Annotated in this window: 20 protein-coding genes; 1 reads left to right on the top strand and 19 read right to left on the bottom strand. The window is 45.4% G+C overall.

What is annotated here, in order from left to right; all coding sequences use genetic code 11:
* Nucleotides 1–45 precede the first annotated feature (45 nt).
* The 18 genes from der to trmJ all read right to left on the bottom strand — a co-directional run bounded on the left by der (nucleotide 46) and on the right by trmJ (nucleotide 17,360).
* Complete coding sequence (der, locus tag KI742_RS16600) at nucleotides 46–1,542, bottom strand: ribosome biogenesis GTPase Der (protein ID WP_005381694.1); 1,497 nt, start codon at nucleotides 1,540–1,542, stop codon at nucleotides 46–48.
* A 167-nt stretch (nucleotides 1,543–1,709) separates the two neighbouring features.
* Nucleotides 1,710–2,870, bottom strand: a complete 1,161-nt coding sequence (gene bamB / locus KI742_RS16595) for an outer membrane protein assembly factor BamB (RefSeq protein ID WP_005381696.1) — start codon at nucleotides 2,868–2,870, stop codon at nucleotides 1,710–1,712.
* Nucleotides 2,871–2,882: 12 nt separating this feature from the next.
* On the bottom strand, nucleotides 2,883–3,497 hold the full coding sequence (locus KI742_RS16590; protein ID WP_005381697.1) for a YfgM family protein: 615 nt from the start codon (nucleotides 3,495–3,497) through the stop codon (nucleotides 2,883–2,885).
* A 126-nt stretch (nucleotides 3,498–3,623) separates the two neighbouring features.
* Entirely contained in the window at nucleotides 3,624–4,892 is a 1,269-nt protein-coding gene (hisS, locus tag KI742_RS16585) for a histidine--tRNA ligase (RefSeq protein ID WP_005381698.1), read from the bottom strand.
* Between the two features lie 26 nt (nucleotides 4,893–4,918).
* Complete coding sequence (gene ispG, locus KI742_RS16580) at nucleotides 4,919–6,037, bottom strand: flavodoxin-dependent (E)-4-hydroxy-3-methylbut-2-enyl-diphosphate synthase (RefSeq protein ID WP_005381699.1); 1,119 nt, start codon at nucleotides 6,035–6,037, stop codon at nucleotides 4,919–4,921.
* A gap of 6 nt (nucleotides 6,038–6,043) precedes the next feature.
* Nucleotides 6,044–6,994 (bottom strand): cytoskeleton protein RodZ, encoded by a 951-nt coding sequence (gene rodZ, locus KI742_RS16575; protein WP_005381700.1) that lies wholly within the window; start codon nucleotides 6,992–6,994, stop codon nucleotides 6,044–6,046.
* 436 nt (nucleotides 6,995–7,430) lie between these two features.
* Nucleotides 7,431–8,558: a bifunctional tRNA (adenosine(37)-C2)-methyltransferase TrmG/ribosomal RNA large subunit methyltransferase RlmN gene (locus tag KI742_RS16570; protein WP_017633913.1), complete on the bottom strand. Its 1,128-nt coding sequence runs from the start codon at nucleotides 8,556–8,558 to the stop codon at nucleotides 7,431–7,433.
* Nucleotides 8,559–8,931: 373 nt separating this feature from the next.
* The gene (gene ndk, locus KI742_RS16565) at nucleotides 8,932–9,357 is read right to left on the bottom strand and encodes a nucleoside-diphosphate kinase (RefSeq protein ID WP_005381702.1); all 426 of its coding nucleotides are present in this window, start codon (nucleotides 9,355–9,357) and stop codon (nucleotides 8,932–8,934) included.
* A gap of 95 nt (nucleotides 9,358–9,452) precedes the next feature.
* Complete coding sequence (pepB, locus tag KI742_RS16560) at nucleotides 9,453–10,751, bottom strand: aminopeptidase PepB (protein ID WP_285385704.1); 1,299 nt, start codon at nucleotides 10,749–10,751, stop codon at nucleotides 9,453–9,455.
* A 161-nt stretch (nucleotides 10,752–10,912) separates the two neighbouring features.
* Nucleotides 10,913–11,107, bottom strand: coding sequence for a Fe-S cluster assembly protein IscX (gene iscX, locus KI742_RS16555; protein ID WP_005381711.1), 195 nt, complete (start codon nucleotides 11,105–11,107; stop codon nucleotides 10,913–10,915).
* A 44-nt stretch (nucleotides 11,108–11,151) separates the two neighbouring features.
* Complete coding sequence (gene fdx, locus KI742_RS16550; protein WP_005381713.1) at nucleotides 11,152–11,490, bottom strand: ISC system 2Fe-2S type ferredoxin; 339 nt, start codon at nucleotides 11,488–11,490, stop codon at nucleotides 11,152–11,154.
* Nucleotides 11,491–11,503: 13 nt separating this feature from the next.
* Nucleotides 11,504–13,357, bottom strand: a complete 1,854-nt coding sequence (gene hscA / locus KI742_RS16545; protein WP_053302969.1) for a Fe-S protein assembly chaperone HscA — start codon at nucleotides 13,355–13,357, stop codon at nucleotides 11,504–11,506.
* 21 nt (nucleotides 13,358–13,378) lie between these two features.
* Nucleotides 13,379–13,894, bottom strand: a complete 516-nt coding sequence (gene hscB / locus KI742_RS16540) for a co-chaperone HscB (protein WP_042521163.1) — start codon at nucleotides 13,892–13,894, stop codon at nucleotides 13,379–13,381.
* A 55-nt stretch (nucleotides 13,895–13,949) separates the two neighbouring features.
* Entirely contained in the window at nucleotides 13,950–14,273 is a 324-nt protein-coding gene (gene iscA / locus KI742_RS16535; protein WP_005381717.1) for an iron-sulfur cluster assembly protein IscA, read from the bottom strand.
* 70 nt (nucleotides 14,274–14,343) lie between these two features.
* The gene (gene iscU / locus KI742_RS16530; protein WP_005381718.1) at nucleotides 14,344–14,727 is read right to left on the bottom strand and encodes a Fe-S cluster assembly scaffold IscU; all 384 of its coding nucleotides are present in this window, start codon (nucleotides 14,725–14,727) and stop codon (nucleotides 14,344–14,346) included.
* A 38-nt stretch (nucleotides 14,728–14,765) separates the two neighbouring features.
* Nucleotides 14,766–15,980, bottom strand: coding sequence for an IscS subfamily cysteine desulfurase (locus KI742_RS16525; protein ID WP_005381719.1), 1,215 nt, complete (start codon nucleotides 15,978–15,980; stop codon nucleotides 14,766–14,768).
* Nucleotides 15,981–16,008: 28 nt separating this feature from the next.
* Nucleotides 16,009–16,515, bottom strand: a complete 507-nt coding sequence (gene iscR / locus KI742_RS16520; protein ID WP_005381720.1) for a Fe-S cluster assembly transcriptional regulator IscR — start codon at nucleotides 16,513–16,515, stop codon at nucleotides 16,009–16,011.
* Between the two features lie 125 nt (nucleotides 16,516–16,640).
* Entirely contained in the window at nucleotides 16,641–17,360 is a 720-nt protein-coding gene (gene trmJ / locus KI742_RS16515; RefSeq protein WP_005383693.1) for a tRNA (cytosine(32)/uridine(32)-2'-O)-methyltransferase TrmJ, read from the bottom strand.
* A gap of 231 nt (nucleotides 17,361–17,591) precedes the next feature.
* On the opposite strand from trmJ, the gene suhB reads away from it, so the two are divergent.
* Entirely contained in the window at nucleotides 17,592–18,395 is an 804-nt protein-coding gene (suhB, locus tag KI742_RS16510) for an inositol-1-monophosphatase (RefSeq protein ID WP_005381722.1), read from the top strand.
* Between the two features lie 209 nt (nucleotides 18,396–18,604).
* Here the strand turns inward: suhB and secF are convergent, their stop codons facing one another.
* The gene (secF, locus tag KI742_RS16505) at nucleotides 18,605–19,552 is read right to left on the bottom strand and encodes a protein translocase subunit SecF (RefSeq protein ID WP_239932526.1); all 948 of its coding nucleotides are present in this window, start codon (nucleotides 19,550–19,552) and stop codon (nucleotides 18,605–18,607) included.

Here is a 19,552-nt window from a genome sequence, read left to right as displayed (position 1 = left end):
TTGATAAAAAAATACCCAAGTAGAAACTTGGGTATTCGAATTTCATTATTTATTGCGGTTTTTCACCATCGACATCATACGCTTACGTTTACGCTCTTGTGATAGCGTAAGCTTATTCGTACGGTTCTCGTATGGGTTATCACTGTTGTGGAAGTTAATGCGAATCGGTGTTCCCATAATTTCCAGAGACTTACGGAAGTAGTTCATCAGATAACGTTTATACGAATCTGGCAATTCACGAACCATGTTACCGTGGATAACAACGATCGGTGGGTTGTAACCACCTGCGTGTGCGTATTTGAGTTTGATACGACGACCACGAACCATTGGCGGCTGGTGATCATCCACTGCCATCTTCATGATACGCGTCAGTACTGAGGTACCTACACGTGTTGTCGCAGAGTTGTATGCTTCTTGGATAGATTCAAACAAATGACCAACGCCAGTACCGTGTAGCGCGGAGATAAAGTGGATACGCGCGAAATCGACGAATCCTAGACGACGGTCCAGTTCTTTCTTCACGCTTTCTTTCACGTCACTGTCTAGACCATCCCACTTGTTAACGGCGATGACAATTGAGCGGCCAGCATTCAGTGCAAAACCAAGCAAGCTTAGGTCTTGGTCTGAAATATTTTCACGAGCATCAATCACCAGTAGAACGACGTTTGCATCTTCTACCGCTTTCAGCGTCTTAACAACAGAGAACTTTTCAACCGTTTCATTGATACGACCACGACGACGAACACCTGCGGTATCAATTAGTACGTATTCGCGTCCATCACGCTCCATCGGGATGTAGATAGAATCGCGCGTTGTACCTGGCATATCGTATACAACTACACGTTCTTCACCCAGAATACGGTTAGTCAGTGTCGATTTGCCTACGTTAGGACGACCGATGATCGCCAACTTAATCGGCTGCTCTTGAAGGCGTTTGAACTCTGCTTCTGCGTCTTCTTCAGTGTAATCTTCAACAAGAGGCTCTTCGTCTTCGAATCCAGTCAGGTCTTCAATCTCACCGTCTTCAGACTCACTTGTTAGTAGATCATCAAAGAATGGAGATAAAGCACGCTCAAGCAAAGCGGTCACACCACGGCCATGAGCGGCCGCAATCTGGTACATATCATCCACGCCGAGCTGCCAAAAGTCAGCACACGCCGCATCGGCATCAATACCATCGATTTTGTTTACTACCAGCATCGCTGGCTTTTCAATTTTACGCAGATGCGCAGCAATTGCTTCATCTGAAGGTGTCAGACCAGCACGACCGTCAACAAGGAACAATACAACATCAGCCTCATCAATCGCGGCTAATGACTGTTCTGCCATCTTTGTTTCCACGCCTTCTTCTGTGCCATCGATACCACCAGTATCAATCACAATGAATTCGTGCTCTTCACCAAGTCTCGCCTGGCCATATTTACGGTCTCGCGTTAGGCCTGGAAAGTCCGCAACCAACGCGTCACGAGTGCGAGTCAATCGGTTAAATAGTGTAGATTTACCTACGTTCGGACGCCCTACTAGAGCTACAACAGGTACCATAACAACCTCTACAATAATCTTTCTTCTGTAGTTATAGGTAACGACTTGCTCGATGCCAAATCAAACCAGCTTTTTACCTATAACCACGTCAGGGTTAATAAATTCAAACAACAAAACGGCTCCTAGCTGTCACCAGCCAGGAGCCGAATGTGAATTATATCACGATATTATTCGTTAATGGTTAGTTTCTTTACATCGCCGTTGCGAGTTGTAATCACATAACCATCCGACAATAACGTCGGGCCAACAGCCAAGCCGCTATCATCGACAAACTGCTGCGCAACAAATTCGCCCGTTGAACGATCCATCCAGTGAAGGTAACCAAGCGTGTCACCGACAACGAGATAATTGCCAACAATAACTGGCGCTGTAAGTTGTCGGTGCTCAAGCAAGCTGTTTTCCCACAACTCAGTCCCGCTTCGTGAATCAACGGCAACAACATGATCTTTTTCCGTTATCACAAAGATGCGACTACCATCTGTAGAAATGTCTGTCGCAGATGAGTAATTACGCTTCCAAATCGGGTTCGCTGAACGCAAGTCAATGGCGATAAGTTGACCATTGTATCCAATGGTGAAAAGAGTACCGCCTAGCACAATTGGCGATGAATCAACGTCAACCAAACGATCAATTTCTGTCGCGCCTTTTGGCGTACCAACAGGCTGTTGCCAAATCAACTGGCCACGCTCAACAATAGCAGCTGCGAGTCGGCCATTTGCCGTTCCCCAAAATACACCGCCACCAATTGCAGTCGGAGTACTATCGCCACGTAAAGTTAAGTTCGGCACTTCTGTACTCAATGCCCAGCGTTGCTCACCTGTACTCTCATTAAGGGCTATCAACATGCCTCGGCTAGTATTGATGATAATAAGGCCTGAATCTGCAACTGGCTTCGCCAGTACCTCACCACCAACTTTTACACGCCAAACAATTTCACCTGTTTCTTGGTCAAGAGAGATGACTTCACCATTCTCAGAGCCAATGTAAAGGTTTCCGTATGCCGCTGTGATACCACCAGAGAGACGAGCAATGACATCTTCTTCTAGGTCCGTTTGCCAACGTTGTTTACCGTTTTCAGGATCCAGCGCTTTTACTAAGCCATCACGACTTGCCACGAACAATGTATCATTCGCAAATACAGGGGATAGTTTTGAAAAGTAATGACCAACACCATCGCCAACCGATGTGCTCCACTCACTACTGGTTGTAAACTGACTGTCTACCTGAGGTAGTGGCGCCATTACAATGGTGTCTTTCTCACCTGCACAACCGGCAAGTACTCCCATTGTTAACGCCCCTAGCAAGGCTTTCTTAAAGACTCTTTTCATCCAATGCGGTCCTTATTTCGCCAGATCGTCCAATTTCATTTGTAGTGTCGGGCTTGCATCTGCCGCTTGCTGAGCTTCAGTATACGCAGCGTACGCAGCATCTTTGTCACCTTGGCGAATCGCAATATCGCCACGAAGTTCAGCAATACGACCTGTCCATGCTGTATCAGTGACGTTACTTAGCTCTGCCGTTGCAGCGTCGAAGTTACCCATTTCCGTCTCAATACGCGCAATGCGGTAACTAATCAATGGTAACAACGCAGCATCTTGAGTGTTGCTTTGCGCCCACTTCAGTTGCTCCAATGCAGCAGAAAGGTCTTGAGCTTCAACTTGTGCTTTAGCAAGTTGTAGCGCAGCCAATACTGAATATTCTTTTACTTCATTTGACTCAATGAAAGCTTTCACGTCAGCTTGAGCATCAGTGCCTTTGTCTTGCAAAGCATTCATTGCTGTCGTGTAGCTTTGAGAAGCTGCTTCACTCGCCTGAATCACAGAATCCTGGTAGTAACGCCAGCCGAATAGACCACCTAAACCAACAACCGCACCGATGATGACGGCTTTGCCGTTTTCCTTCCACCAGTCTTTAATGGCTTCAACTTGTTGTTCTTCAGTATCGTAAAGTTCCACTTCCTGTCCTCTTAAAACATGTAAATGGCAGCTTAGCTGCCATTGTTCCTATTTCGTTTAAAGGCTCCACATTTGGGAGCCTTAGCTTACGAACTAGGATGTAATTTTGTTAGATTACTAAAAGACTTAAATCAGTGCTGCGATCTTTTCTGCAACTTCTGCTTGGTTGTAAGTCTCTTGCTCACCACCAGCTAAGTCTTTCAGTACTACGGTATTATCCGCAACTTCGTTTTCGCCCAGAACCAATGCTACAACAGCACCAACTTTGTCTGCGCGTTTAAACTGTTTCTTGAAGTTACCGCCACCGAAGTGATTCATCACACGAACGCCTGGAACAGACTCGCGAAGCTGTTCTGCTAGCTTCATTCCTGCCATCATGGTGCCTTCACCCGCTGTGACTACGTACACGTCAACACTGCGACGAACGTCGGTCAGTTCCAACGTTTCTAGCATCAGTACTAGACGCTCTAGGCCCATTGCAAAGCCAACCGCTGGTGTTGGTTTACCACCTAATTGCTCTACAAGGCCATCGTAACGACCACCGCCACATACAGTGCCTTGAGCACCTAGGCTCTCAGTGATCCACTCAAATACCGTGCGATTGTAGTAATCCAGACCACGAACTAGACGTTCGTTAACTGTGTATTTGATACCTGCGGCGTCTAAAAGTTCACATAGACCTGCGAAGTGTGCTTTAGATTCTTCACCCAAGTAATCTGAAAGGCGAGGCGCATCACCTAAAATAGCTTGAACGTCTGGGTTCTTCGTATCCAGAACACGCAGTGGGTTCGTGTGCATGCGACGCTTACAATCTTCGTCTAGCACATCGATATGTTGCTCAAGGAATGCAACCAGTGCAGTACGGTAGTCTGCGCGGTCTTCTTGAGAACCGATAGAGTTCAGCTCAAGACGAACATGTTCATTGATACCTAGCTCACGCCATAGACGCGCCGTCATCATGATAAGCTCTGCATCAACATCTGGACCATTTAGACCAAACACCTCAACACCACACTGGTGGAATTGACGGTAACGACCTTTCTGCGGACGTTCATGGCGGAACATAGGCCCCATGTACCACAGACGCTGTTCATCACGGTTGATCAGGCTGTTTTGGATACATGAACGTACACAACCCGCCGTACCTTCAGGGCGAAGTGTTAGGCTGTCGCCGTTACGGTCATCAAAGGTGTACATTTCTTTTGAAACGACGTCTGTTTCTTCACCAACAGCGCGGCTGAATAGGTTTGTTTCTTCAACGATTGGCATGCGCACTTCGTTATAACCGTATGCGCTAATTACATTTTTCACTGTGTTTTCTAATTTTTGCCACAGTGGCGACTGAGTTGGGAGGCAATCGTTCATGCCTCGAATTGCTTGAATTGTTTTTGCCACAATACTTACCGTAATTCTCGTTGAGATTAATCTTGTACTTTAACTTCGATGCGGTTTTCGCCATTCATCATAGCTGCTTTCGCACGGATCTTAGCTTCTAGCTTATTCACAAGGTCATCGTTATCAAAGCGCTCTTTCTGGCGTTTACCATCTTCGTAGAATGCGCTCTTCTTGTTACTACCTGCTAGACCTAAGTGAGAAACTTCTGCTTCACCAGGGCCGTTTACCACACAACCGATGATAGACACATCCATTGGCGTGATGATGTCTTCTAAACGTTGCTCCAGTGCATTCACCGTACCAATCACATCGAATTCTTGGCGTGAGCAGCTTGGGCACGCAATAAAGTTGATGCCTCGAGAGCGAATGCGCAGAGATTTAAGGATGTCAAAACCGACTTTGATTTCTTCAACTGGATCGGCAGCCAAAGAGATACGCAGCGTATCGCCTATCCCTTCAGATAACAGCATACCTAAGCCAACAGATGACTTAACAGCGCCAGCTCGAGCACCACCCGCCTCTGTGATACCTAAATGAAGAGGCTGATCGATTTTCTTCGCCAGCAGACGATATGAATCCACCGCAAGAAAAACGTCTGAAGCTTTCACGCTAACTTTAAATTGGTCAAAGTTAAGACGATCGAGATGGTCTACGTGACGCATCGCCGATTCAACCAAGGCTTCTGGCGTTGGCTCACCGTATTTCATCTGTAGGTCTTTTTCCAAAGATCCACCATTGACACCAATACGGATCGGGATGTTTTTATCGCGAGCGCAATCGACAACAGCGCGAATGCGTTCTTCATTGCCGATGTTACCTGGGTTGATACGTAAACAGTCAACTCCGTACTCCGCAACTTTCAGCGCGATACGATAGTCGAAATGAATATCAGCCACTAATGGTACAGAAACTTGCTGTTTAATCAGTTTGAAAGCTTCTGCTGCGTCCATCGTAGGTACAGAAACTCGAACGATATCTGCGCCGACTTTTTCTAGTGCTCGGATTTGAGCGACTGTCGCTTCTACGTCAGTCGTGCGAGTGTTAGTCATTGACTGTACTGCAATTGGCGCACCATCACCAATTGGCACATCACCCACATAGATACGCGTCGATTTACGACGAATAATTGGAGATTCGTGTTGCATAATTTTTTATAACGGTAGAGTGAATCTAGCTACTTTGCCTGAAGTATACCCAGAAAGGTCGACAGGTTCACTTGCAAATGTCATTGTAACCCCTTCCGGTGCGCCTAATATCACTTTAAATGGCGCTTTTCCGGTAAGTTCTACATCTTGTCCTGGCTTATGAGTACCACTTACCAGCGTTTTACCATTGGTGTCTTTTACTTGAATCCAACAGTCCGCTTTAAACTTCATAGTAAGAAGTGTCATGCCTTCAGGTACTACTGGCGCAGGCTGTTCCTCTTCCGCCGCTTCAATCACGGCAACAGGTTCTTCAGAATCTACGCTTGTTGTATTTTCAGTTTCAGTCAGCAAAGGATCCGCCCCTTGCTCAACGGATGCTTCAGTCGATTCAGCAACGCCTTCATTAGTTGAAGCAACTTCTTCAGGAGTGCTTGCGATTAACTCTTCAGCCGTCATCAAATCGATATCAGCTAATTCTTGAGCAGTGGGCTGCGGCGCTTCAACACTTGAATCCGTTACTTCCTTAGTTAGGCTATTCTCTTGTTGGTTTTGCCACCACCATGCCGCTGAAATGCCAATAATGACCAGCCCGATAACCCAAGTAAGGAGCATAATACGGCTATTGTGCTTCTCGTCTTTTGTTTTACGAGAGAAGCTTTGCATTTCAATTTCTTGCTCTTGAGGCTGAGCATCGGCAGTCTGCTCTAACGCCGTCAAAACCACCTTCTCATCAAGACCCACGAATTTAGCGTAAGAGCGTAAGTAACCACGCGTAAATGTCGCGACTTGTTGAGATTCAAATCGGTTATTTTCAATATCTTCAATCACAGAAATGCGAAGCCTCAGGCGATCGGCAACTTGCTTTTGGCTCATTCCCAAGGATTCACGTTTGTTTTTCAGTAATGTGCCAGCTTCAATAGAGAGTGGCACTTCATTCGTATTTTCGTGTTCTGTCATAATGGCGGTATTTAATCTGTTTTAGTGGCTAACGTGGTCATGTATTTTCGTTATTGTTCTTAAGCCTCTTTAAAAGATAGCTAGCCTAAACGCGTTAACCAAAAATAATAATTTTAAGAAACTCTCAGCGATCTGAGTGCGAATACCCGTTTTGCAAAAATCAGCAAAACGTATGTGAGAAAGTGCTGAGAATTATCGGTGTCATCGTTAGTGTTACATATCATGATAAGCGAATGCGCAACGAAGACAAAAACTCTTTACACTCAAACTAACAGATAGCTCAAGCTTTTGTCCAAACTTTGACAAAGGAATTCGAAATTATACCCAAATAACCTTAGGTTGAAGAGTGATAGTCCCAAATCTTGGCGAAAATGTCCTAAACAATAAACAAAATAGCCAGAGCGAATGGCTCTGGCTATTTTTGAATTCCGGTCGTTTATACAGCTTTCACTTCAATGGTATCGGCACCGCGTGACGCTTTCAGCATTGCCGTACGTTTAGTTCGGTCAATTACATCACCGACCAACTGACCACATGCGGCATCAATGTCATCACCGCGCGTTTTACGAACCGTAACTGTGTGCTCGTATTGCATCAATGTTTTTTGGAAGCGATCAATACGTGAGTTACTTGGTTTCTTGTAAGGTGAACCTGGGTACGGGTTAAACGGAATCAAGTTAATCTTACATGGTGTGTCTTTCATCAATTCAGCCAGTTCACGAGCATGGTCCATGTCATCGTTCACATGATCAAGCAACACGTACTCGACTGTTACCTTGCCACGGTTTGCATTCGATGAAGCAATGTAACGACGAACGGATGCTAGGAAATCTTGAATATCCCAACGATCGTTAATTGGCATGATTTCACTACGCAGCTTATCGTTTGGCGCATGAAGAGAGATCGCTAACGCAACGTCGATTTTGCCCGTCATCTGATCAAGACCAGAAACGACACCTGATGTTGATACGGTTACGCGACGCTTCGACAAACCAAAGCCAAGGTCATCCAGCATTAACTCCAATGCAGGAATCAAGTTCTTCATATTAAGAAGCGGCTCACCCATGCCCATCATCACGACGTTCGTAATTGGGCGACGGCCTGTTTCTTTCTCAAGACCAATTTCACGTGCAGCACGCCACACCTGACCGATGATCTCTGAAACTTTCAAGTTACGGTTAAAGCCCTGCTGTGCTGTTGAGCAGAACTTACATTCCAATGCACAACCTACTTGAGAAGATACACAAAGCGTTGCGCGATCATCTTCTGGAATGTAAACCGTTTCTACATCCTGATCACCAACCTTCATTGCCCACTTGATCGTGCCGTCTGAAGAATGCTGAGCTTCTGCTACAGTTGGTGCTTTAATTTCACACTTGTGTAAAAGCTTTTCGCGCAGCTTCTTGTTGATGTTTGTCATTTTTTCGAAGTCATCTACACCGAAATGGTAGATCCACTTCATAACCTGATCGGCACGAAACGCTTTCTCGCCAAGTTCTTCCGCGAAAAACTGACGCATGCCTTTGCGATCAAAGTCGAGTAGATTGATTTTTTCAGTGGTCATGTTGCCTCTCAATGACTGAAACAAGAATAAGGGCGCGAATTGTACAGCCTTTATGCAGCTACAACAAGGGGTGTAAGACCCTGAGTTTGCTAAGGCATTAAAATAAAAACGATTAAATTTTAATCAGACTTTACGGTGAGAATAATGATTAGACAACCGACAACAAAAGCGTAGAAGTGGTACAGAGAAAACAGTGAGAACAAACACACGTAACTAAGCTTTCACCCCTGTAAGATGCTCAGATTAGCCAACATCTTCGCGAATAATTACGAATGAACTCGCAGGTGAAATGGAGAACGCGGAATAAAAAACCTCGGACAATTCCGAGGTTATTACGAACTAGATCATCACGCAAAAGTGATGCATGAACGAGTTAGCGAGAGAAAACTTCTGATTCAGGGAAGAAAAACTCAATTTCACGAGCGGCAGACTCAGGGCTATCTGAACCATGAACTGAATTGTGACGCATGCTGAGTGCGTAATCAGCACGCAAAGTGCCACATGCCGCGTCCTCTGGGTTGGTTTTACCCATTAGCTCGCGGTAACGTGCAATCGCATTTTCGCCTTCCAATACCTGAACCATAATAGGACCAGATGTCATGAACTCTTTTAGAGGAGGGAAAAACTCTTTACCTTCATGCTCTGCATAAAAGCCGCTTGCCTGATCTTCTGTCAGGTGAACCATTTTGGCAGCGATGATACGTAGGCCAGCCTTTTCAATACGATTGTAGATTTCACCAATTAGGTTTCGCTCTACAGCATCAGGCTTAATGATTGAAAATGTTCTTTCTAGAGCCATAAAATTTCCTTTCTGTACTTGTAATAATAGTTGTGCTTTTAAAGTGACTTACTGGGTAAGAGCAGCACTCAAACAAGAGAGTGCTGCAATCAATCTTATTTTCCAGCTTGCTCATTGAGGAAACGAGCAAGTGTACGAACACCCATACCCGTTGCTCCCGCAGCCCATTTATCAGAAGCGGCTTTACGATACGTACCCGCACAGTCGAAATGTAACCAGCCTTTTTTGTAGTCCTCAACGAAGTAAGACAAGAATGCAGCTGCAGTACTTGCACCCGGAGAATAATCACCAGAGCTGATATTCGATAAATCGGCAAAATTAGATGGCAGCATTTCTCGATGGAAATCAGCAAGTGGTAGCGGCCACAAGCCTTCTTTTTCCTGGTTTGCCGCCGTAAGCGCTTGATGCGATAGCTCATCATCAAAGCTCATTAGCGCATGGTAATCGTTACCTAACGCATTCTTCGCTGCGCCTGTTAGCGTCGCGCAGTCAATGATTAACTCAGGCTTTTGCTCACTGGCGTAGATAAGACCGTCTGCAAGCACCAAGCGACCTTCCGCGTCGGTATTCATAATCTCAACGGTTTTGCCGTTTTTGTAAGTGATGATGTCGCCAAGCTTAAGGGCACGGCCAGAAACCATGTTCTCAGCACAACACAAGATCAGTTTTACGCGCTTGTTTAAACCGCGCAAGATAGCTAATCCTAGGCCACCAGTTATAGTACCCGAGCCACCCATATCAGCTTTCATTGCACTCATGAAGGTAGAAGGCTTCAAGCTGTAACCACCGGAATCAAAGGTGATGCCTTTACCCACAAGACATGCGAATACAGGTGCGTTTTCGTCACCTGTTGGGTTGTAGTCTAACTGAAGCATCGCAGAAGTACGCTCAGAACCACGGCCTACTGCGTAAATACCTTCCCAACCTTCTGCCAACAAGTCTTTGTCTTTGACGATACGAGCTGTCACCGTGCCTTTCGGCGCAACTGATTTGATGAATTCAGCAGCCATTGTCGCTAGCTGACGAGGAGCAACTTCTTCTGCCGTTTTGTTGATAATATCGCGGGTAAAATCAGTCGAAGTAATACGAGCTTGAAGCTCTGTTTGATCTTCATCAGACAATGCAGCCCACTCAACTGAGCCATGTTTTTTAGGGTTACGGAACCCTTGGTGGAAAGCCCATACGCTCTCTAGATCCCAGTTATCACCAGAAAGAAAAATAGAACGAATTCCTTGGCCATCTAGCTGACGAGCTGCACGTTGAATTGCGCCGAGATAATGACCTTCACCTAAGTGAATAGTTGCGCCGTTTTCAGCGAATGAAAGCAGTGCTTTTTCACCCCAATGTGGTGCTGCCGACTCTTGACTTAAAAATACAGACATCTGTGTAGACATGGTTTCTCCTTGTCTTATAGCAGCGTTGCCTACGCTGCTTCTTTTTAATAACTCGCGGATGTTAGCATTATGTAGGGCAAAAATGTCAATTGGATAAAAAAACGGACCTAAAGGTCCGCTTTTTTTAGTAAGAATTGTTAACTAGGCTGTGTTTTACAGACTTAGTCCGCTTCGTCCATCCAGCACATGATAACGGCTTCTAGAATCTTTTCATTAGAACGGTTTGGCTCATCGTCAAACTCATCTAACTCCATGATCCATTGATGAAGATCGGTAAAACGCACTGTTTTTGGATCGACATCTGGAAACTTGTCACAAAGTTCAATCGCGATATCGCGAGAATCTGTCCATTTCATTGCTCATCTTCCTTTTGCTTCTTCCCTATATTGGGAAGATAGTTTTAGTGATCTTCTGAAGCGTGGTTTAGTGTGTATTTAGGAATTTCTACCACCAAGTCTTCATCAGCAATTCTCGCCTGACACCCTAGGCGTGACTCAGGCTCTAGACCCCACGCTTTATCTAGCATGTCGTCTTCTAGTTCTTCACTTTCTTCAAGTGAATCAAAACCTTCACGGATGATTACGTGGCAGGTAGTACACGCACATGACTTCTCACACGCATGTTCAATACCGATACCGTTTTTTAGCGCTACGTCTAGAACGGTGTCACCAGAGTTTGCTTCCAACACTGCACCTTCTGGGCACAAATCGTCGTGTGGTAATACAATAATCTTAGGCATAACTACTTATCTCTTATATATCGTCTACTGATTGACCTGACAACGCAGCTCGAATCGATTTATCCATACGGCGTGATGCGAAATCTTGGCTCGCTTTATCGGTATCTTTAATGCCTTGCTCTATCGCATCTGCATCATCACCATTACGCAGCTCAATCAAGGCTTCGATGGCTTTAATCAAGTTTTGTTTCTCTTGTTCTGATAGTAAGTCATCACCATCAGCTTGCATCGCTGCAATCAAACCTTCTATCACTCGGTCGGCTTCAACACGCTGCTCAGCTAAGGCACGAGCTTGCATGTCTTCTTTTGCGTGCGTCATTGAATCACGCAACATATCCGCCACTTCATTGTCACTTAAGCCGTAAGAAGGTTTTACTTGAATCTCTGATTGAACACCAGTGCTCTTCTCCATTGCCGTAACAGAAAGAAGGCCATCAGCGTCAACTTGGTAAGTCACGCGAATATGTGCCGCACCCGCTGCCATCGGAGGAATACCTTTTAACGAGAAGCGAGCAAGTGAACGACAGTCATCAACCATTTCACGTTCACCTTGTACCACATGAACACTCATCGCCGTTTGGCCATCTTTGAATGTGGTAAATTCTTGCGCACGCGCAACGGGAATCGTAGTGTTGCGGGGGATGATCTTCTCGACCAAACCACCCATGGTTTCAATACCGAGCGACAGTGGAATCACATCAAGAAGCAACATTTCAGAGTCAGGTTTGTTACCCGCTAGGATATCAGCTTGAATACCCGCACCGATTGCAACAACTTCATCTGGGTTAATGCTTGTCAGTGGTGTACGGCCAAAGAATTCGCCAACCATTTCTCGTACAAGCAATGTGCGTGTTGAGCCACCGACCATGACTACTTCAAGTACATCTTCCGCATCTACATCCGCATCTTTCAGCGCACGGCGGCAAGACATCAGGGTTTTCTTCACTAGCGGACGAATCAGATCTTCGAACTGCTCGCGAGTCACGGTGCCTTTCCAACCAAAAACGTCAACGTCAACACTGTCTTGCTCAGAAAAAGCAATCTTAGCTTCAGTAGCAATGTTCAACAGTGTACGGTTCTTTTCTGCAGAAAGCGGCGCTTCTAGACCCGCTTGCTCCATTAAATAATCAGCAAATAGATGGTCGAAGTCGTCACCGCCTAATGCAGAGTCGCCACCTGTTGCTAATACTTCAAATACGCCTTTCGATAAACGTAGGATAGAGATATCAAAAGTACCGCCACCTAGATCGTAAACCGCAATCACACCTTCTTGACCTGAGTCTAGGCCATAAGCAATTGCCGCAGCGGTTGGTTCGTTAAGTAGACGGAGAACATGAAGACCAGCTAATTTCGCCGCATCTTTTGTACCTGCACGTTGCGCGTCATCAAAGTAAGCAGGAACGGTAATAACGACACCAGCTAACTCACCACCTAACGTATCTTCAGCTCGCTTACCCAATACTTTTAGGATGTCCGCAGATACTTCAATCGGGTTTTTGTCACCTTGAGGTGTTTGCAGAATTGGCAGGCCGTTTTCACTCTCTTTAAAACGATAAGGAAGTGAAGAGTAACGGGACTGAATGTCCTTTAATGAACGACCGATCAAACGTTTTACAGAGATAATCGTGTTCTCTGGTTCAAACTCTGCTTTGGCTTTGGCTTCGTGGCCGACCGTTAACGTTTCCTCAGCGTAATTAACGACTGAAGGTAAAATAGTACGGCCCTGCTCGTCCGCAAGTGGAGTTGCATCGCCGCTACGTACAGAAGCAACCAAAGAGTTGGTAGTACCTAAGTCGATACCCGCTGCTAACTTATGCTCATGAGGTGCCGAGCTTTGGCCCGGTTCTGCGATTTGAAGTAGTGCCATGATAGGTCCTTGTCACGCTTACTAGCCGAGGAGTTTGTCTTCGACTAGCTCAATTTCGTTCTTTAGTTTGGCAATGAATTTTAGCTTACGAACTCGGTCTGCGGCTTCAGCCCATAAACCATCATCAAGCTCTTGCTCGACGCTTGCCAGATGCTGTTTGTACATTTTGCTGACCTTAGAGTCGAAGTCAAAAAGCGCCGATTCAGGATCGGAGTTGTCAGCAATCTCTTCCAGTTCTTCGCGCAGTTCCATTTGCTCCATTAAGAACATCGGATCTTGCATTGTTTGCTGTTCACCTCGGATCTCAACACCTTGCTCAGCGAGGATATACTCGGCGCGAGAAATAGGATTTTTCAGAACTTGATAGGCATCGTTGATTTGCGCCGCCTTTTGCACCGCCATCAAACGGTCACGTTCTGAGCCCGTTGCAAAGTTATCCGGGTGGAAGCGTTTTTGTAGTTCTCGGAACTGAGAAGAAAGAAGGCTACCATCCAGCTTAAACTGACTTGGTAGCCCAAATAATTCAAAGTGATTCATTAAGTTCGGGTCCTAGTAAAGCCTTCCGGACTCGTTTGCCCAGAAGGACAATCAATTAGACGTTGAAGCTTTCACCACAACCACATTCACTTTTCGCGTTAGGGTTGTTGAATTCAAAACCTTCATTCAACCCTTCTTTCACGTAATCCAATTCAGTACCATCTAGGTACACTAAGCTCTTTTGATCGATGATAATTTTCACTCCAGAGAGTTCAAATACTTCGTCTTCTTCATTGAGCTCATCAACAAACTCAAGTACGTATGCCATGCCGGAACAACCAGTCGTCTTCACTCCAAGACGTAAACCGATACCTTTGCCTCGGTTATCTAGGAATGCTCTTACGCGACTTGCCGCTGATTCTGTCATTGTGATGGCCATACTGCACCTTAGTCTGTCTAAATTTCGATTGGAATGGGAGCGTCAAAGCTCCCATTATATTACGGAATAATTATTCTTGGTGTTTTTTCTTGTAGTCAGCAACCGCTGCTTTGATTGCATCTTCAGCAAGAATAGAACAGTGAACTTTCACTGGTGGAAGCTCTAGCTCTTCAGCAATCTCAGAGTTTTTAATTGCTGCCGCTTCATCAACTGACTTACCTTTTACCCACTCAGTTACTAGTGAGCTTGATGCGATTGCACTACCACAACCGTATGTTTTGAACTTCGCATCTTCGATGATACCTTCAGGTGTCACTTTGATTTGAAGCTTCATTACGTCACCACACGCAGGAGCGCCAACCATGCCGCTACCTACTGATGGATCTTCTTTATCGAATGAACCAACGTTACGTGGGTTCTCGTAGTGATCAATTACTTTTTCGCTGTATGCCATGATAAATTACCTCGAATCCTCTATTTCAATCCCTGAGATTAATGGTGAGCCCATTCAACAGTGCTCAAATCAATCCCTTCTTTGTACATATCCCATAGAGGAGACATGTCGCGTAGCTTAGTCACTGCAACGCGGATTTGTTCAATTGCGTAATCAATTTCTTCTTCAGTCGTGAAACGACCAAACGAGAAACGAACCGAGCTGTGAGCCAATTCGTCATCCATGCCTAGGGCACGAAGAACGTAAGAAGGCTCAAGGCTTGCAGACGTACAAGCACTACCAGAAGATACCGCTAGATCTTTAAGCGACATTAGTAGTGATTCACCTTCTACGAATGCGAAACTGATGTTTAGGTTGTGTGGTACACGCTGCTCAAAGTCACCGTTTACCGTCACTGCTTCTAAGTCTTTCACGCCATCAAAAAGACGGTTACGAAGCGCTAAAGCATGATCGTAATCTTTTTGCATGTCTTCTTTTGCAATGCGGAATGCTTCACCCATACCTACGATTTGGTGAGTAGGTAGTGTACCAGAGCGGAAACCACGCTCATGACCGCCACCGTGCATTTGCGCTTCAAGACGAATACGAGGCTTACGACGTACATAAAGTGCACCGATACCTTTAGGACCGTAAACTTTGTGAGCAGAAAGTGAAATTAGATCAACTTTCATCTCTTGAACGTCGATTGGTAATTTACCAGCAGATTGCGCAGCGTCCACGTGGAAAACAATTTTACGCTCACGGCACAGTTCGCCGATCGCTGTAATGTCTTGAACCACACCAATCTCGTTGTTTACATGCATAATAGACACAAGCACGGTGTCATCACGCATGGCTGCTCTAAGCTTCTCTAGATCGATCAAGCCATTTGATTCTGGCTCAAGGTAAGTCACTTCAAAGCCTTCACGCTCAAGTTGACGACATGGGTCAAGAACGGCTTTGTGCTCTGTTTTACAAGTGATTACGTGCTTGCCTTTCTTCGAGTAAAAGTGCGCTGCACCTTTAATAGCAAGGTTGTCTGATTCTGTCGCACCAGATGTAAATACGATTTCGCGAGGATCTGCATTTAGAAGGTCAGCAATTTGCTCACGAGCAGTATCGACCGCTTCTTCTGCCTGCCAGCCGTAACGGTGCGAACGTGACGCTGGGTTGCCAAATGTGCCATCCATTGTCATGTACTGAACCATTTTTTCAGCAACACGTGGATCAACTGGACATGTAGCGGAATAATCAAGATAAATCGGCAGTTTCATTCTCTACTCCAATGTAAAAAGCTGACCGCTAAGAGCGGACGTTTACACCGATGGGCGCGGCGGTTGTATTTTTGTTTGATAGCCCATGGGTTACCGCCAGATCAATGTCCTGACGATCAGAAATTTCGAGTACTTCATTGTCTGTCATCAACTCACCAAGAGTGATGTTATTCAAAAAGTCACTAATGCGAGAGCTTAGGTCACGCCACAGCGTGTGAGTAAGGCAACGTGTTCCACCTTGGCAATCTCCTTTACCTTGGCATTTGGTTGCATCTACTGACTCATCAACGGCAGCAATCACGGTACCAATAGCGATACTGTGAGCGTCGGCACCAAGTCGGTAACCACCACCAGGACCACGAACGCTGGCAACGAGACCTGCTTTACGCAATTTTGAAAATAGCTGCTCTAAGTAAGAGAGCGAGATCCCTTGACGCTCTGAAATATCAGCCAGAGGTACAGGGTTTTGTTGCGAATGCAGTGCCACATCCAGCATGGCTGTCACCGCATATCTTCCTTTAGATGTAAGTTTCATACCACACCGTATCCACATGGTTTGTAATGGTTAAGATTTTTCCATACCTGAGTAATTTGGTCAAGTATTTATTTGACCATTTTACTCAGGTATTCATCCTTACACCTAAAGTGGTTATTATTCACTCAGAACTTCTTTTCTATCGAAGTCAAAACGCCTCGTAGAATATTAAGTTCTTGGGTTTCTGGTCGAGCACGAGAGAACAAACGGCGCAACTTATTCATCACCTGTCCAGGTTGCTCTTTGTTAATAAACTGGGTCTCAACCATCACCTTTTCAAGATGCTCGAAGAACATTTCGAGTTCTCGATGACGCGGGTATTCTTCCGATTCATTTGGGGAAAACTGGCTTTGCTCTAAGTTCAAGTGTGCAACTCGCACTTCGTAACTGAGAGTTTGTACAGCCATCGCTAGGTTAAGCGAGCTGTACTCAGGATTAGCGGGAATACAAACATGGTAGTGGCACTTTTGTAGCTCTTCGTTTGTCAAACCAGTTCTTTCTCGGCCAAACACGAGCGCAACCGGATGCTTTCGGCCTTCAACTGCAAATTTCTCACCGCATTCACGTGGCTCGAGCATTGGCCATTCTAATGTACGAGAGCGGGCGCTAGAACCCACAACAAGGCCACAATCTTCAACAGCTTCTTCTAATGTGCCGACAATCTTTGCATTTTGAGCAATATCACCAGCACCCGCAGCTAAAGCAAGAGTTTGTTCATCCACTTCACATTGTGGATCGACTAATACTAGTTGGTTTAAACCCATCACTTTCATTGCTCGAGCTGCTGAGCCAATATTGCCTGAATGAGAGGTACCTACGAGTACAATTTTTACTTGATCCAACATCTGTGTTTGCTACCTAAATTAAAACCGCAGAATGTTATCATAGTTTTTTAAGACACCCTAGAGGCAAGCAGACCTCTCTTCTCATTCTTGGTTATTGTTCTCGTCCGCAGTATGCTCTGTACACTCAACCAGCCGCATTTAGAACAAAAAATAACCACTTCCCTTTTTAATTATCTCTGGTATACTCGCCGCCGCTTTCATTTGTTCTTTAACATCCGTTGGGAAATTCGTATGCATCCAATGCTAAACATTGCTATTCGCGCTGCGCGAAAGGCAGGCAATCATATTGCTAAATCATTAGAAAACACTGATAAAGTAGAATCTACTCTTAAAGGCACTAATGACTTTGTCACTAACGTAGACAAAGAAGCAGAATACATCATCATCGATACTATCAAGCAGTCTTACCCTGAGCACTGTATCGTTGCTGAAGAACAAGGTCTTATCGAAGGTAAAGATAAAGACGTACAATGGATCATCGACCCACTGGATGGCACCACTAACTTTGTAAAAGGTTACCCAACTTTCGCGGTTTCTATCGCTGTTCGTATTAAGGGCAAAACTGAAGTTGCTTGTGTTTACGATCCAATGCAAAACGAGCTATTCACTGCACAACGCGGTGCCGGCGCTCAACTAAACAGTGCGCGTATTCGTGTTGCTCAACTAAAAGACCTTCAAGGTACTGTTCTAGCAACAGGCTTCCCATTCAAGCAGAAACAACACGCTGAGTCTTACATCAAGATCGTTGGTGCGCTATTCACTGAATGTGCTGATTTCCGTCGTAGCGGCTCTGCTGCTCTTGACCTTTGTTACGTGGCTGCTGGCCGTGTTGATGGTTACTTCGAGCTAGGCCTAAAACCTTGGGATATGGCAGCAGGTGAGCTTATTGCTCGTGAAGCTGGCGCAATCCTAACAGACTTTGCTGGCGGCACTGACTACATGAAGTCTGGTAACATCGTTGCTTCAAGCGCTCGTGGCGTAAAATCTATCCTTAAGCACATCCGCGAAAACGGTAACAGCGCGATCCTTAAGTAAGATTTGAAAGTCATATTTAGCCCGTCACGCTGATGACTTTAGAAAGCCCCGCTCAATGAGCGGGGCTTTTTTGTATCTACCGAACCATATCCACTTAGCTGCAATGTAAGGCTCTCCATACAATGAGGTTCGGCAAGCTCACGACTCTATTCAGATACAAAAAAACCGCTGATTGTTCAGCGGTTTTTGTTTTCGGTTCTCAATCTGCCTTATGGCATTTCGTCGAACTCTGCACCTTCTTTTTCTACTTGAGGTGGCATCAAGTGCTCTTTCTGGATACCCAGTTTTAGAGCCAGTGCTGATGCTACGTAGATAGAAGAGTAAGTACCTACAGTGATACCGAGTAAAAGTGCGGTTGCAAAGCCGTGAATCATAGCACCACCCTGCATGAACAGTGCAATTACCACGAACAACGTCGTACCAGATGTAATCAATGTACGGCTCAACGTTTGAGTGATTGAGGCGTCCATAATGTCTGAAGGTTCACCCTTACGCATCTTACGGAAGTTTTCACGAATCCGGTCAAATACAACGATGGTATCGTTGAGTGAGTAGCCCACAACTGTCAGTAGCGCAGCTACGATGGTCAGGTCAACTTCAATTTGTAGAAACGAGAAGACACCTAGCGTGATAATTATATCGTGAGCCAATGCCATTACCGCACCAGCCGCTAGACGCCATTCAAATCGCATCGATACATAAAGCAGGATACAGATCAGCGATACCAAGATCGCTAGACCACCAGCTTCTGTTAGCTCATCACCAACGTTGGGACCTACGAACTCAATACGACGCATTTCTACGCTTTCGCCAGTACCATCTTTGATAGCACCAATGATTTGGTTACCTAGCGTTTCACCAGAAACGTCATCACGTGGACGAAGACGGACCATGACTTCACGAGCACTACCGAAGTTTTGTACTGTCGCATCGCCAAAGCCTTTTAAATCTAGTGCTGCACGAATCTCTTCAAGGTTTGCTGGCTGTTCAAAACCGACCTCGATAAGCGTACCGCCAGTGAAATCTAGACCCCAATTAAGCCACTTGGTTGACAAAGTGAAGATAGAAGCAGCAATCATTATAATTGAAAAAACGAATGCTACTTTCGACCAACGCATAAAGCCGATCGTCTTCTCTGCTTTTAGAATTTGAAACAT

It is taken from the genome of Vibrio sp. D417a (assembly GCF_030248595.1).
Classification (GTDB): Bacteria; Pseudomonadota; Gammaproteobacteria; order Enterobacterales; family Vibrionaceae; genus Vibrio; species Vibrio alginolyticus.
The sequence above is the reverse complement of the archived record's forward strand: the minus strand, read 5'-3'. Positions and strand labels throughout refer to the sequence as shown.